This window comes from Cognatishimia sp. (assembly GCF_964229375.1).
GTDB lineage: Bacteria > Pseudomonadota > Alphaproteobacteria > Rhodobacterales > Rhodobacteraceae > Cognatishimia.
Genome location: NZ_CAXREH010000103.1, coordinates 25,219 through 38,432 on the forward strand (window position 1 = coordinate 25,219; position 13,214 = coordinate 38,432).

14 protein-coding genes are annotated in these 13,214 nt (G+C 56.6%); 8 read left to right on the plus strand and 6 right to left on the minus strand.

The genetic code is table 11. The annotated features are described in order from the left end of the window. Positions 1 to 35 precede the first annotated feature (35 nt). The 8 genes from crcB to ACEQWH_RS08215 all read left to right on the plus strand — a co-directional run bounded on the left by crcB (position 36) and on the right by ACEQWH_RS08215 (position 7,564). Positions 36 to 413 (plus strand): fluoride efflux transporter CrcB, encoded by a 378-nt coding sequence (gene crcB, locus ACEQWH_RS08180; RefSeq protein WP_370229597.1) that lies wholly within the window; start codon positions 36 to 38, stop codon positions 411 to 413. After that, positions 410 to 1,453: an RluA family pseudouridine synthase gene (locus ACEQWH_RS08185; protein WP_370229599.1), complete on the plus strand. Its 1,044-nt coding sequence runs from the start codon at positions 410 to 412 to the stop codon at positions 1,451 to 1,453. The genes crcB and ACEQWH_RS08185 overlap by 4 nt, the downstream gene beginning before the upstream one ends. Further along, the gene (locus ACEQWH_RS08190; protein WP_370229602.1) at positions 1,450 to 2,121 is read left to right on the plus strand and encodes an HAD-IA family hydrolase; all 672 of its coding nucleotides are present in this window, start codon (positions 1,450 to 1,452) and stop codon (positions 2,119 to 2,121) included. Before ACEQWH_RS08185 ends, ACEQWH_RS08190 begins: the two co-directional genes overlap by 4 nt. Before the next feature lie 4 nt (positions 2,122 to 2,125). Continuing rightward, the gene (locus tag ACEQWH_RS08195; RefSeq protein WP_370229604.1) at positions 2,126 to 2,839 is read left to right on the plus strand and encodes an ATP12 family chaperone protein; all 714 of its coding nucleotides are present in this window, start codon (positions 2,126 to 2,128) and stop codon (positions 2,837 to 2,839) included. A gap of 199 nt (positions 2,840 to 3,038) precedes the next feature. Then, the gene (locus ACEQWH_RS08200) at positions 3,039 to 4,058 is read left to right on the plus strand and encodes an amino acid ABC transporter substrate-binding protein (protein ID WP_370229606.1); all 1,020 of its coding nucleotides are present in this window, start codon (positions 3,039 to 3,041) and stop codon (positions 4,056 to 4,058) included. A gap of 227 nt (positions 4,059 to 4,285) precedes the next feature. Next, on the plus strand, positions 4,286 to 5,506 hold the full coding sequence (locus ACEQWH_RS08205) for an amino acid ABC transporter permease (protein ID WP_370229608.1): 1,221 nt from the start codon (positions 4,286 to 4,288) through the stop codon (positions 5,504 to 5,506). A gap of 1 nt (position 5,507) precedes the next feature. Continuing rightward, complete coding sequence (locus ACEQWH_RS08210; protein ID WP_370229611.1) at positions 5,508 to 6,794, plus strand: amino acid ABC transporter permease; 1,287 nt, start codon at positions 5,508 to 5,510, stop codon at positions 6,792 to 6,794. Positions 6,795 to 6,799: 5 nt separating this feature from the next. Further along, a complete protein-coding gene (locus ACEQWH_RS08215) occupies positions 6,800 to 7,564 on the plus strand; it encodes an amino acid ABC transporter ATP-binding protein (RefSeq protein ID WP_370229612.1) in 765 nt (254 codons plus the stop codon). Between the two features lie 60 nt (positions 7,565 to 7,624). Here the strand turns inward: ACEQWH_RS08215 and ACEQWH_RS08220 are convergent, their stop codons facing one another. The 6 genes from ACEQWH_RS08220 to yidC are packed head-to-tail and all read right to left on the minus strand — an operon-like array spanning position 7,625 to position 13,214. Further along, complete coding sequence (locus ACEQWH_RS08220; protein ID WP_370229614.1) at positions 7,625 to 8,272, minus strand: ferredoxin; 648 nt, start codon at positions 8,270 to 8,272, stop codon at positions 7,625 to 7,627. After that, positions 8,269 to 9,063 carry a sterol desaturase family protein gene (locus tag ACEQWH_RS08225; protein ID WP_370229617.1) on the minus strand — a complete coding sequence of 265 codons (795 nt, stop codon included), beginning with the start codon at positions 9,061 to 9,063 and terminating at the stop codon, positions 8,269 to 8,271. The genes ACEQWH_RS08220 and ACEQWH_RS08225 overlap by 4 nt, the downstream gene beginning before the upstream one ends. 57 nt (positions 9,064 to 9,120) lie before the next feature. Further along, positions 9,121 to 9,981 carry an acetylglutamate kinase gene (argB, locus tag ACEQWH_RS08230; RefSeq protein WP_370229620.1) on the minus strand — a complete coding sequence of 287 codons (861 nt, stop codon included), beginning with the start codon at positions 9,979 to 9,981 and terminating at the stop codon, positions 9,121 to 9,123. 40 nt (positions 9,982 to 10,021) lie between these two features. After that, positions 10,022 to 10,675, minus strand: a complete 654-nt coding sequence (gene yihA / locus ACEQWH_RS08235) for a ribosome biogenesis GTP-binding protein YihA/YsxC (RefSeq protein ID WP_370229622.1) — start codon at positions 10,673 to 10,675, stop codon at positions 10,022 to 10,024. Then, a complete protein-coding gene (locus tag ACEQWH_RS08240) occupies positions 10,675 to 11,412 on the minus strand; it encodes an MOSC domain-containing protein (RefSeq protein WP_370229625.1) in 738 nt (245 codons plus the stop codon). Before ACEQWH_RS08240 ends, yihA begins: the two co-directional genes overlap by 1 nt. Continuing rightward, positions 11,409 to 13,214 carry a membrane protein insertase YidC gene (yidC, locus tag ACEQWH_RS08245; protein WP_370229626.1) on the minus strand — a complete coding sequence of 602 codons (1,806 nt, stop codon included), beginning with the start codon at positions 13,212 to 13,214 and terminating at the stop codon, positions 11,409 to 11,411. The genes ACEQWH_RS08240 and yidC overlap by 4 nt, the downstream gene beginning before the upstream one ends.

Here is a 13,214-nt window from a genome sequence, read left to right on the forward strand (position 1 = left end):
TTGACAAGACACGGGGTAGAGGCGAGAGAGCCTGAATGCTTTTGAACCTGACATATGTTGCGCTGGGCGGCGCGTTGGGCGCCGTGTTGCGCTATCTGACCGGACTGGGTGTTTTGCGCCTGTTCGGGGCAGGCTTTCCGCTGGGTGTCATCAGTGTGAACATTGTCGGCTCATTCCTTATGGGGCTGTTCGTGGTGCTGGCCGAACGCAAAGGTCTTGTGCACCTCAGCCCCTTTGTGATGACCGGTCTTTTAGGCGGGTTCACGACGTTTTCCGCTTTCTCGCTAGAGGCGGTTAGCTTGTTTGAAAAAGGCGACACCGTCGGCGCGGCTTTCTATGTTGTGTTGTCAGTAGTTGCGTCCATTGCGGCCCTGTGTCTGGGCGTTTGGCTTGCTCGGGGGATATGGGCATGAGTGGTGTTCAAAACATAGAAGTGCCAGAAGGAGACGCAAATATGCGTCTGGATCGCTGGCTTAAGGCGACCTTTCCACAGCTCAATCAAATTCGCATCGAAAAGATGTGCCGCAAAGGCGAGCTTCGCGTGGATGGCGGGCGGGTTAAACCCGCTACACGGCTTGAGGCTGGCCAGACCGTGCGCGTGCCACCATTGCCAGATCAGGCACCGCCGCCCAAGCCGCGCACCAACAGAGTGTCGGCCGCGGATGAAAAGCTGATCCAGTCCTGCGTGATCTATCGCGATGATCATATCATCGCGTTGAACAAACCGCCCGGCCTGCCCACGCAAGGTGGCAGCAAGCAGACCCGCCACGTGGATGGGCTTAGCGAGGCGCTGAAGTTTGGCTATGACGAGAAGCCGCGTCTGGTGCACCGTTTGGACAAAGACACCTCGGGTGTGTTGCTGCTGGCGCGGACACGAGCGGCGGCGCAGGCGTTGACCACCTCTATTCGACATCACGCGACCCGAAAGATCTATTGGGCCGTCGTTGCTGGCGTGCCGACCCCCTATCTGGGCGAGATCAAATACGGGTTGGTCAAGGCCTCGGGTCATGGTCGCCGCGGGGAAGGTGAAAAGATGCACTGTGTGCATCCGCGCGACGTAGGCGATACACCGGGTGCAAAGCGGGCGCTGACGCAATATGCAACGCTGTATCGTGTGGCGAGCCGCGCAGCATGGGTTGCGATGGAGCCGATCACCGGGCGCACGCACCAGCTTCGTGCGCATATGGCAGAAATTGGTCACCCGATCATTGGCGATGGCAAATACGGCGGATCCGGCCAAGAGAACCTCGGCGACGGGTGGGGTGCGCAATTGGGCGGCATCATTTCTAAAAAGCTGCACCTGCACGCGCGACTGATGCGCTTTGAACATCCAGAAACGAAATCCGTTATGACGGTTACGGCGCCTATGCCCGAGCATATGGCGCATACGTTTGAAACCTTTGACTGGACCCCTGACATGGCGCAGGAAGACCCGTTTGAGGAGCTGCGATGAGCGCCTTGAGGCTGGTGGTCTTTGATGTCGACGGGACGCTGGTGGACAGCCAGGGCGACATCGTCGGGTCGATGACGCGCGCCTTTGCAACGGTGAACAAGCCGGCGCCTGAGCGGTCTGACATTCTCTCGATTGTTGGGCTGTCGCTAGATGTGGCAATGGCGCGGCTGGCACCTGATGCCAGCCTTGGCGAGCAGATCGATCTGGTCGATGCTTATAAGGAAGCCTATCAGCAATTGCGGGCGGAAAAAGGCAGCCGCTCGTCGTCGCCACTCTATCCTGGCGCGCGCTCTGTTCTGGACCATTTGCGCGCCGAGCCGGACACGCTTTTGGGGGTTGCCACGGGCAAGTCCAGACGCGGGCTGGACACTCTGATTGAAGGCCACGAACTGCAGCAGTATTTCGTCACGCAACAGGTGGCAGACCATCATCCGTCCAAGCCGCACCCGTCGATGCTGACCACTGCGATGGCAGAAACTGGCGTGGACGCGCCGCGCGCGGTCATGATTGGCGACACCAGTTTTGACATGGAGATGTCACGGGCTGCGGGCATGCACAGCATCGGCGTCAGCTGGGGGTATCACAGCCGCGACAAGCTTGGTGCGGCGGACATCATCATTGACCGGTACGAGGATCTTCTTCCGGTTTTGGATCAAATCTTAGGATAGAATAATGGCTGGCTGGAATTCGGCGAAACGATTTTGGAAAACTGCGGGTGTTGCGGAGGTCGACGGAGGCTTTGCCATCGAGCTGGACGGACGCCCTTTGAAGACCCCGGCAAAGACACCTGTTGTTGTTCCCACCCGCGCCTTGGCCGAGGCGATTGCCGCTGAATGGGACGCGCAAGACGAGCAGATCGATCCGCTTTCGATGCCTGTGACTCGCTGCGCAAATTCGGCGCTGGACAAAGTCGCGCTGCAGCATGCTGAGGTTGCGGATATGCTGGCGGAATACGGTGGCACGGATCTATTGTGCTATCGCGCTGAGGCCCCAGACGCGCTGGTGGCGCGGCAAAATGCTGCCTGGGATCCGTTGTTGGATTGGGCCGCAGAAACCTATGGCGCGCGTCTGAAACCGGCGGCAGGTGTGATGTTCCACGGGCAGGATTCGGAGGCACTTGAGGCGCTCAGAGAAGCGGTTCATGCGATGGATAATTTCGAGCTGGCGGCCTTTCATGACCTCGTTTGTCTGTCCGGATCCCTGGTCTTGGGATTCGCCGCTGTTTCAGATTTCGCCCCAATCGACGAACTTTGGGCGCATTCGAGATTGGACGAAACCTGGCAAGAAGAGCAGTGGGGCGTCGACGAAGAGGCGCAAGAGCAAGCAGAGATCAAGAAATCTGCCTTTAAAAACGCCTACTTGTTCTATTGTTTGCGCAAACAATAGGCGATTGCGCCTAAGGAATACCAATCGCCGTTCGCCGCCGAGATTTCACGTCAAATGTGACAGATAGGCTTGACCTTCCAGTCTATTTTTGGCCAAACTTGGCGCCACTGGGTTGGGGAGCACTCCACTCGGGTAAAAGGTTCCAATAAAACGGAATCAATAGCCGCCCAATCAGGGCGACAACCAGGAAGAGGTAAAAATGAAAAAATCCGTTATTTTCGGCGCAGCAGCACTTGCACTGTCTGCTGGCGCTGCGTTTGCTGGTACCCTTGACGACGTCAAGGCGCGCGGCAAACTGAACTGTGGCGTTTCCACCGGCGTTCCAGGCTTTGCTGAGCCTGATGCAAACGGCGTGTGGCAGGGCTTTGACGTAGCTGTATGCCGTGCGGTTGCTGCTGCTGTACTGGGCGACTCCACTGCTGTTGAGTTCGTTCCAACCACCGGTAAAACTCGCTTTACCGCGTTGGCAGCAGGCGAAATCGACATGCTGGCACGTAACACCACATGGACGTTCTCTCGTGACGTTGACCTGAAGTTTGAATTCGTTGGCGTAAACTACTACGACGGTCAGGGCTTCATGGTTCCAACTGCACTGGGCGTTTCTTCCGCGAAAGAGCTGGACGGTGCGACTGTTTGTATCCAAACCGGTACAACAACCGAACTGAACCTGGCGGACTTCTTCCGCGCGAACAACATCTCTTACGAGCCAGTGCCAATCGAAACCGGTTCCGAAGCGGTTCAGCTGTTCCTGTCCGGCGCATGTGACGTTTACACAACTGACGCATCCGCTCTGGCTGCTCAGCGTGCAAACTTCGCAAACCCAGGTGACTACGTTGTTCTGCCAGAAATCGTATCCAAAGAGCCACTGGGCCCACTGGTACGTCACGGCGACAACAACTGGGGCGACATCGTTCGCTGGACTCTGAACGCAATGATCACTGCTGAAGAGCTGGGTGTTACTTCTGACAACATCGCAACTCTGGCAGCTGCGGCGAACCCAGCAACTCCAGAAATCAACCGTCTGCTGGGTACCGAAGGTACTCTGGGTGAGATGCTTGGTCTGGACGCAGAGTGGGCGAAGCGCGCTATCATGGCGGGCGGTAACTACGGCGAAGTCTTTGCAAACAACATCGGCGAAGACACAAACATCGGTCTGGCACGCGGCGTAAACGCCAAGTGGACCGACGGTGGCCTGATCTACTCCCCACCATTCCGCTAAGTTGATCTTTGGAAGGGGCGTGGCTTGCCACGCCCTTTCTTTTTCTGGGGCGTTTTCAATACAAAAGAACAAGTTGGGATGGGGTATGCACGAACCCGTCTGGAGACGTGTATTTGACTGTATCTGCAGGTCCTGGCTTGTTTAGCAAAGCGCCAAAGCTAACGAAACTTTGCCTCTTCTAAGAGCGCTGCTTGCTCGGAGACGGCTTTTGCTGACAGAGGACACATATGTCCACAATACCTGACCCAGGTGTGCGTCAAGACGGCTTCCGCATAGGAATGCTGATCAACGACACACGCTACCGCGCGTATACGTTCCAGTTTATCGCGCTTTTGCTTTTGCTTCTTGGCATCGGCTATCTGATCTCCAACCTTCTTACGAACCTTGAACGCAATGGTCTCGATATCTCTTGGGCTTTCCTAGGAGAACCAGCGGGTTACGACATTAACCAACGACCGATCGACTATACGTCACAGTCCACACACGCCCGTGCGTCGATTGTAGGCGCGATCAACACATTGATCGTAGCTGTTCTGGCCTGTGCCTCGGCGACTGTGATCGGTGTGATTGCCGGTGTTCTGCGCCTGTCCAACAACTGGTTGGTCGCGCGTCTGATGAGCATCTATGTCGAAGCCTTCCGCAACGTTCCGGTTCTGATCTGGATCCTGATCATCTTTCTTGCGATGTCCAATGCCCTGCCACAACCGCGGGCGTTCCGGGGGGAAAACGCGACGTCCGAGGTTTGGCTTGATCTGGTCGCCTTCACCAACCGCGGGGTTTACATCCCAGCCTTTGAAAACGGCAGCGGTTCTGTTGTGTTCTGGTTGACGATTCTGGCCTCGATCATTGGTGTGTTTGTCTATCGTCGCTATGCGCGCAACCTGCTGTATAGCACCGGACGTATGCTGCCGACCGGTTGGCCGTCTCTGGCAATTCTGATCGTTCCTGGTCTGGTGATGTACTTCCTCTTGGGACAGCCTGTTGGTCTGGAGCGTCCAGAACTGAAGGGCTTTAACTTCCAAGGCGGTATTCACCTGCGTCTGTCACTGATCGCACTTTGGTTCGCGCTGGCGATCTATACCGGTGCCTTTATTGCGGAAAACGTGCGGGCGGGTATTCAGGCGATCAGCAAAGGTCAAACCGAAGCCGCCGCAGCCCTTGGGATGCGTCCGGGTCGGATCATGAACCTTGTGATCTTGCCACAGGCGCTGCGCGTCATCATTCCACCGCTGATCTCGCAGTATCTGAACATCACCAAGAACTCGTCCTTGGCGATCGCTGTGGGCTATATGGATATCACCGGTACGCTGGGCGGCATCACGCTGAACCAGACGGGTCGGGCGATCGAAGCCATCCTCCTGTTGATGTTGTTCTACCTCTGTGTGTCCCTGACAATCTCTGTGATTATGAACATCTACAACAACTCCGTTAAGTTGAAGGAGCGCTGATATGTCTGATGTATCCTTTGTTCGTCACGATCAGATCCCTCCATCCCCGCCACCGGCGCGGGAAGCTGGGTTGGTCAAATGGCTGCGTGAGAACCTGTTCTCAGGCTGGCTCAACTCGATCCTCACCATTCTGGCGGTCTATTTCATCGTTCGGATCGTGGTCGGCGTTTATCCTTGGTTTGCCAATGGTGTCTGGGAAGGCAATAGCCTTGCAGACTGTGTGGCCGCGCTTGAAGGCCAATCCGGTGCGTGTTTTGCCATTCTAGGTGAGCGCTGGAACCAGCTTTTGTTTGGGATCAGCTACCCGTCTGAAAGCTACTGGCGTCCGTTCCTGGCCTTTGTCCTGCTGTTGCCCTGCGTATCGCCAGTGCTGTTCAGCAATCTGCCACGACGGCTTCTGGTTCTGACTCTGCTTTACCCGTTCATCGCCTTCTGGCTGATCTGGGGCGGCACAATCTTGACACCTATCGTGGGTCTGATCGGCTTCATCGCAGCCTATTACGCGTTCCTTGAAGGCGAGAAGCGCTCTGGTTTTGTTCTGGGCCTTATTGCCGGCGTCATCGCAGCCATCGTTGTGTGGCGCGTGGGCGGTATGCTTTCGGGCGCAGCCTCTGGGTTCCTAGCATTTGAACCGGTCGCAAGCCGCGACATGGGGGGCTTTATGCTCAACATGATCCTCGGCACGATCTGTGTGTCCTTGTCTATCCCACTTGGGATTGCCTTGGCGCTGGGTCGTCAGTCGTCTATGCCGATCATCAAAGGCATCTGCGTGGTCTTTATTGAATTCGTGCGGGGCGTTCCGCTGATCACTTTGCTCTTCGTAGCAAACGTTGTTCTGGCGTATTTCTTCCCACCGGATGCAAACATCGACCTGATCCTGCGGGTAATCATCATGATTACACTCTTCTCGGCGGCCTATATTGCCGAGGTGATCCGTGGCGGTCTGGCCGCGCTGCCGAAGGGCCAATACGAAGCCGCAGACAGCTTGGGTCTGAATTACTCTCAGGCGATGCGTCTGATCATTCTGCCGCAAGCTCTGAAGATTTCCATCCCGGGCATCGTGAACGTTGCTGTGGGTCTGTTCAAAGACACCACGCTGGTTTCCGTGATCTCGATGTTCGACCTCGTCGGTGCCATTCGTGGTCCGATCCTTGGGTCGGCCAACTGGACCGGGATCTACTGGGAAGTCTTTGGCTTTGCAGCCCTTCTGTTCTTTGTCGTCTGCTACGGCATTTCACAATATTCGCAGTGGCTCGAACGCCAGCTGCAAACTGATCATAGGGATTAATCTCAATGTCTAATGCTCAAATGAAAGTATCGGACGAAGTCGCGATCCAAATTCAAAAGATGAACAAATGGTACGGGTCTTTCCACGTGCTGCGTGACATCGACCTTACCGTTAACCGTGGCGAACGTATCGTTATCTGTGGGCCGTCCGGCTCTGGTAAATCCACGCTCATCCGCTGCATCAACGCTCTGGAAGAACACCAGCAGGGTTTGATCGAAGTGGACGGCACGGTTCTGTCTTCTGACCTTAAGAACATCGACAAGATCCGCTCCGAAGTTGGCATGTGCTTTCAGCACTTCAACCTCTTCCCGCATCTGACGATTTTGGAAAACTGTACGCTGGCTCCGATCTGGGTGCGTAAAACACCTAAGAAAGAAGCCGAAGAACGGGCGATGCACTTCCTTGAAAAAGTGAAGATCCCAGATCAGGCGAACAAGTACCCAGGTCAGCTTTCCGGTGGTCAGCAGCAGCGTGTGGCGATTGCCCGCTCGCTCTGCATGAAGCCACGTATCATGCTGTTTGACGAACCAACATCCGCTCTGGACCCAGAGATGATCAAAGAGGTTCTGGACACCATGATCGAGCTGGCGGAAGAGGGCATGACCATGCTCTGCGTGACCCACGAAATGGGCTTTGCGCGTCAGGTTGCGAACCGCGTGATCTTTATGGATGCGGGTCAAATTGTGGAACAGAACGAACCAGAAGCGTTCTTCAATAACCCACAAAGCGACCGGACCAAGCTGTTCCTCAGCCAGATCCTGGGTCACTGATCCTATTCAATATGACTTTAAAGGCCTCGCGGAGACGCGGGGCCTTTTTGTTTGCGCGGCCTAGTTGGGTCCGACAAAGGCGCGCATGTGAAACTCGGACTGTGCAGGCTGGCGTCCAAATTGCTGCGACACCGGGCACGCGCGTCGGGCCAGACACCCTTGCATACAGTCCTGTCCTTGCGTGCGGATATGCGTTTTGCAGGTCGGGACGTCATAGCCATCCGGCGTCAGCGCTTCGACGGGGCAGGCGGAGAGACAAGGTTTAGCCTGACAGGTTAGGCACGGCGATTGCGGCGGCGCTGGCAGCTCTAGTGCGAACGGCAGCGCAAGCGCGCCGCGGAAAGACACCATAAGCCCCGCGTGATCGTGCACCAGCAGATTTATCGGGGATTGGTGGCAACGCCCTGTCCGCAGTGCCCATGTGAAAAACGGCGCATAGGGCGGGCCATCGGAAGGGAAAATCGCGCGGCCGCCGGTGGCAGTCGCAACCGATCCAAGCACACGCTTTGACCAAAGGTCCATCGGATTTTCAGGGGCGGAAAACTCGGGCGATACGCGGAACACGTCCCAGAAAACCGGCTCGTCCGGGCCGAGCATCACAAGTGTTTGCGCGTCGGCGATGTCGTGGTCTTCGGGCGTGACCGCAAAGCCTCCCAGAATGCGCAGGGAGTTGTCACGGCACAGGCTATCGAAAGCGTCAAATTTCATTTGCGAAAGAACGGCAGGGCCAGAACCCATGCCAGTTTTGACGGGCGATCATCCTGCCACTGAAGCCCCACTTTCATGTCGTCATGTCCGGCCTCTGGCTGTGCAATATAGGTGCCAAACATGCGGTCCCAAAGCGACAGCGAGAACCCATAGTTGCTGTCATGTTCGTGGCGATGAACCGAATGATGCACCCGGTGCATGTCGGGCGTGACCAGCACTTTGCGTAGCGCGCGATCAAAGGCCAGCGGCAAGCGCAGATTGGAATGATTGAACATGGCGGTGCCGTTAAGCAGGATTTCAAACACCACGATGGCCAGAACCGAGGGGCCAAGCGCATAGACCAGGCCGATTTTCAACAGCATCGACAAGGCAATCTCGACCGGATGGAAGCGGATTGCGGTGGTCACATCCATATCCCGATCCGCATGGTGCACACGGTGCAAGCGCCATAGCAAGGGCACCTTGTGCGTGATCAGATGCTGCGCCCAGATCGCGAAATCAAAGATCAGGACGGCCAGAACGAACTCGGCCCACAAAGGCCAGCCCAACTGATTGAACAAGCCCCATCCCTGGTTTGACGCATCCAAAGCAGCGCCTGCCGCCAAAGCAGGCAGCACCAGCGCAACCAAACGCAACGCAGCTGTGTCGATCAGAACAAGGCCCCAGTTGGTAAACCAGCGACCGCCACGCCCCTGACGCCGCGCACGACGCGGGAACAGCGCCTCGGCGCTGGCCAAGAGGATGAAAAGGCCCAGAAAAATGGACAGGCGGACTGCGGCTTCGTTTTCCATGGGCGGACCATGAAACTCCGCAGGCGGCCTGTCAATTCCGAGAACGACACATTTGCGTCAGGCGCGGATCAGCGAGCCTGCGCCATGGTCTGTGAACAGCTCGAGCAGGCAGGCGTTGGGCGCACGCCCGTCCAGAATAACCACCGCGCGCACGCCATCCTTGATCGCGTCCAAAGCGGTTTCCGTCTTGGGGATCATACCGCCCGCGATGGTGCCGTCGGCGATGAAGTCGCGGATCATTTGGGCGTTCAGCTCTGTGATAACGTCGCCGTCCTTGTTTTTGACGCCCGAAACATCTGTCAGCAAAAGCAAACGATCAGCCTTCAGCGCCCCGGCGATTGCGCCTGCAGCTGTGTCGCCGTTCACATTAAAGGTCTCGCCATCCCTACCTGCGCCCAGAGGGGCAATCACAGGGATCGTGCCGTTTGAGGCCATGTCGCGCAGAACGGTTGGGTTCATATAGGACGGCGTGCCCACGTATCCCAGATCCGGGTTCGTTTGATCGCAGATCATCAGATTGGCGTCTTTACCCGACAGACCAACGGCCTTGCCGCCCGCCATGTTGATGGCCTGAACAATGCGTTTGTTGACGGTGCCAGACAGGACCATCTCGACCACTTCGACGGTGGCTTTGTCGGTCACGCGTTTGCCATTCACAAAGTCGGACTTGATCTCGAGCTTGTCCAGCATCGCATTGATCATCGGCCCGCCGCCATGCACGACAACCGGTTGAATGCCAACCATCTGCATAAGCACGACGTCGCGCGCAAATTCTTCCATGGCGGCATCGCTGCCCATGGCGTGGCCACCCAGTTTGATGACAACGGTCGCACCGGTATAGCGCTGCAGATAGGGCAAGGCCGAAGACAGGGTTCTGGCTGTGGCAATCCAATCGCGGTTCATATTTTGCGTTCTCATTCGTTGGTCCTCTGGCGGACGAAATCTTTGGGGTGAGGGGCTATACTAGATTGGCTATCAGCGCGCGCAAAGTCGCAATGCCATCGCCCTTTTCAGAGCTGGTCAGCACGATTTCCGGAAAAGCGGCGGGGTGTTTGCTCAGCTTGCTGCGGACCTGGTCCATGATTTTGGCACGGTCCTTTTCTTTGACCTTGTCAGCCTTGGTCATCACCACCTGAAACGTCACAGCCGCGCTATCGAGCAGCGACATGATTTCTTCGTCCACGTCTTTGACACCATGACGGCTGTCGATGAGCACAAAGGCACGGCGCAGGCTGACGCGCCCTTGCAGATATTGCTTGAGCAGCCGCTGCCATTTTTCCACGACCGAAAGAGGCGCATTGGCAAAACCATAGCCGGGCAGGTCGACCAAATAGTGGCTTTCAGTCAGGGTGAAAAAGTTGATTTCTTGCGTGCGCCCCGGTGTGTTTGACGCCCGCGCCAGGCCTTTGCGACCGGTCAGCGCATTGATCAGGCTGGATTTTCCGACGTTGGACCGACCGGCAAAGCAGACCTCGATGCGATCATCCGCAGGCAGTCCGTTCATTGCAACAACGCCTTTCAGAAAGTCCGCGTTGCTGCCGACAAACAGCTTGCGACCTTTCTCACGACTGATGTCGTCGGGTTCTTCTACGATGGGAAAGGGCAGCTGCATCACATAAGCTCCAGCGTGTCGCCCACGCGCACCAAACCGCCCTGTGTAACGGCGATCTTTACAGAGAAATCTTTGTGGCCAAAGGACTGCAGTGCACCAAGGGTGTCTGCGTCGCGTACCCCTGTGTCGGGGTTAGACGATGTGGCCAGACAGCGTTCTGTGCGCTCGCGGATCGAGACAACAGCCTCGCCCAAACGCAGATCACGCCCGACCCAATCCAGTTCTTCCCAAGCGGGCAGACCGTCAAACCAGACGTTGCCGCGCCAGCGGTGGATCGAGAGATCCTGGTCAAGCTTTTGCTCGACCGCCTTATGTGAGGCGTGGTTGCACAGCGTCAATGACGGCCAGCCGCTGTCGGTAAACCCTTGATCCGCGGCCTCGATCAGTTTCACAGGCTTGGCGCGCCCCTCAGGCATCAAGGGCATGACCCAATCCAGAAAGGCGGCTTGCTCGGCATTGGGATCAAACAGCAGGTCGTCCAGATCCGGATGGCTGAGACGCAGTTTATGAGCCTCGGTCTTGCAGGTGATCGCCATCAACTTAGGAGAGCCGGCGGCGCGGGTGAAGTTGGTGCAGCGTACCCAGTTCTGACCGTCTAGCTGCGCCGCTTCATGCGCAACCGCCCAAAGACGATCCCCGGGCATGCTCTGCCCGGGGACCAAGGTAACTTCAGAGACTTCTTCCCGCCCATGCGCCTTGATCGGATGACGCCAGAGGGATGTGACCGTCAGCGTCATTTCTCTTCCTTCGGCTTGCGTTTGAAGCTCGATTTAATGTTGCCGAACACGTCCGGTTTATAGCCGTGAATTCGCATGATCGAGTACTGCTGGATGAAGGTGATCGTGTTGTTTGCAATCCAGTAAATCACCAGACCAGAGGCAAAGCTGCCGAGCATGAACATGAAGACCCATGGCATCCAGGCAAAGATCATCTGCTGGGTTGGATCTGTTGGGGCCGGATTCAGCTTTTGCTGCAGCCACATAGAGACACCCAGAAGGATCGGCAGGACGCCCAGGCTGAAAATAAAGAAGAAGCTGTCAGGGCTTGGCGTGGAATAGCTGAGCAGGCCAAACAGGTTCAAAATCGAGCTTGGATCTGGTGCCGACAGGTCTGTGATCCAGCCTTCCCACGGGGCGTGACGCAACTCGAGCGTGACGAAGATCACTTTATAAAGCGAGAAGAAGATCGGGATCTGCAAGAGGATCGGCAAACAGCCAGCGGCCGGGTTTACCTTTTCTTTCTTGTACAGCTCCATCATGGATTTCTGAAGCTTCTGACGGTCGTCGCCCGCGGATTCCTTCAGCTTTTCCATCTGTGGCTGAAGCTCTTTCATCTTTGCCATCGACGCATAAGAGCGATAGGCCAAGGGGAACAGAACCATTTTGATGATGATGGTCAGACCGATGATGGCCCAACCCATGTTGCCGATCAGTTCGTTCAGATAGTGCAACAGCGCAAAGATAGGCTTGGTCAGGAAGAAGAACCAACCCCAGTCAATCGAGTCTAGGAAGCCGTTGATACCACCGTCACGCTCATAAGCGCGGATGGTGGCCCATTCTTTAGCACCGGCAAACAGCTGGCTGTCGACCGTGATGGTCTGACCGGCCGCAACCGTTTGGGTCGGCATAACGGCCTCGGCCTGATAGATCCCGCGGCGGTCGTCGTATTTGCCAACCGCTTTAAAGCCGGATGTCTGGGACGGGATCAGCGTTGCCATCCAATAGTGATCGGTAAAGCCGATCCAGCCGTTTTCCGTAACAGAGATGCTTTCGGCTTTGGCATTCTCAGCCTGATTGAATTCGAAATCGACCATGTTGTCATAGTCTGTTTCCGTCAGCTCGCCGTCGGTCATCGAAATCAGACCTTCGTGCAGGATGAAGAAATTCTTCAGATCCACCGGTTCGCCATGACGCGCCAGAATACCGTAAGGCGCCAGTGAAACTGTGCCTGCGCCGGTGTTTTGAACGGTCTGCTTGACCGAGAACATATAGTTGGCGTCCACCGAAATCTCGCGGCGGAAAACCAAGCCCGCGCCATTGTCCCAAGCCAGAATAATCGGAGTGCTTTCCGTCAGGCTTGTCCCTGTTTCCAGCGACCAGATAGTGTTGGCGCCAGGCACCAGATCAAGGCTCAAACCTGCGCCCGGGGCCCATCCGTAAAGCGCGTAGTACCCGCCAGGCTGCGTGCGTGGCTTGAACAGGTGAACGATGTCCGCCTCTGGTGACTGGGTTTCGCGATAGTCCTTCAGGGAAAGGTCGTTGATCCGGCCACCCTGCAACGAGATGGACCCTTTCAGACGTGCCGTTTCAATCGCGACACTCTCGGCCTCAACCGTGGCTGTCTGCGTTTGCGGAGTTTCACCGGTTGTCGCGGTCGACAGCGGTGCCTCGGCGGTCGGCGAGGCCGTCTGAGTGGCAGTTGCGGCGTTGGGATCTTCGGAAACCGGTGGCTCTGCTGGTGGGAAGAAATACATCCACACCAAAAGTACGGCAAGGCTCAGACCAGTTGCCAGAATGAGGTTCTTGTTGTTGTCGTCCAT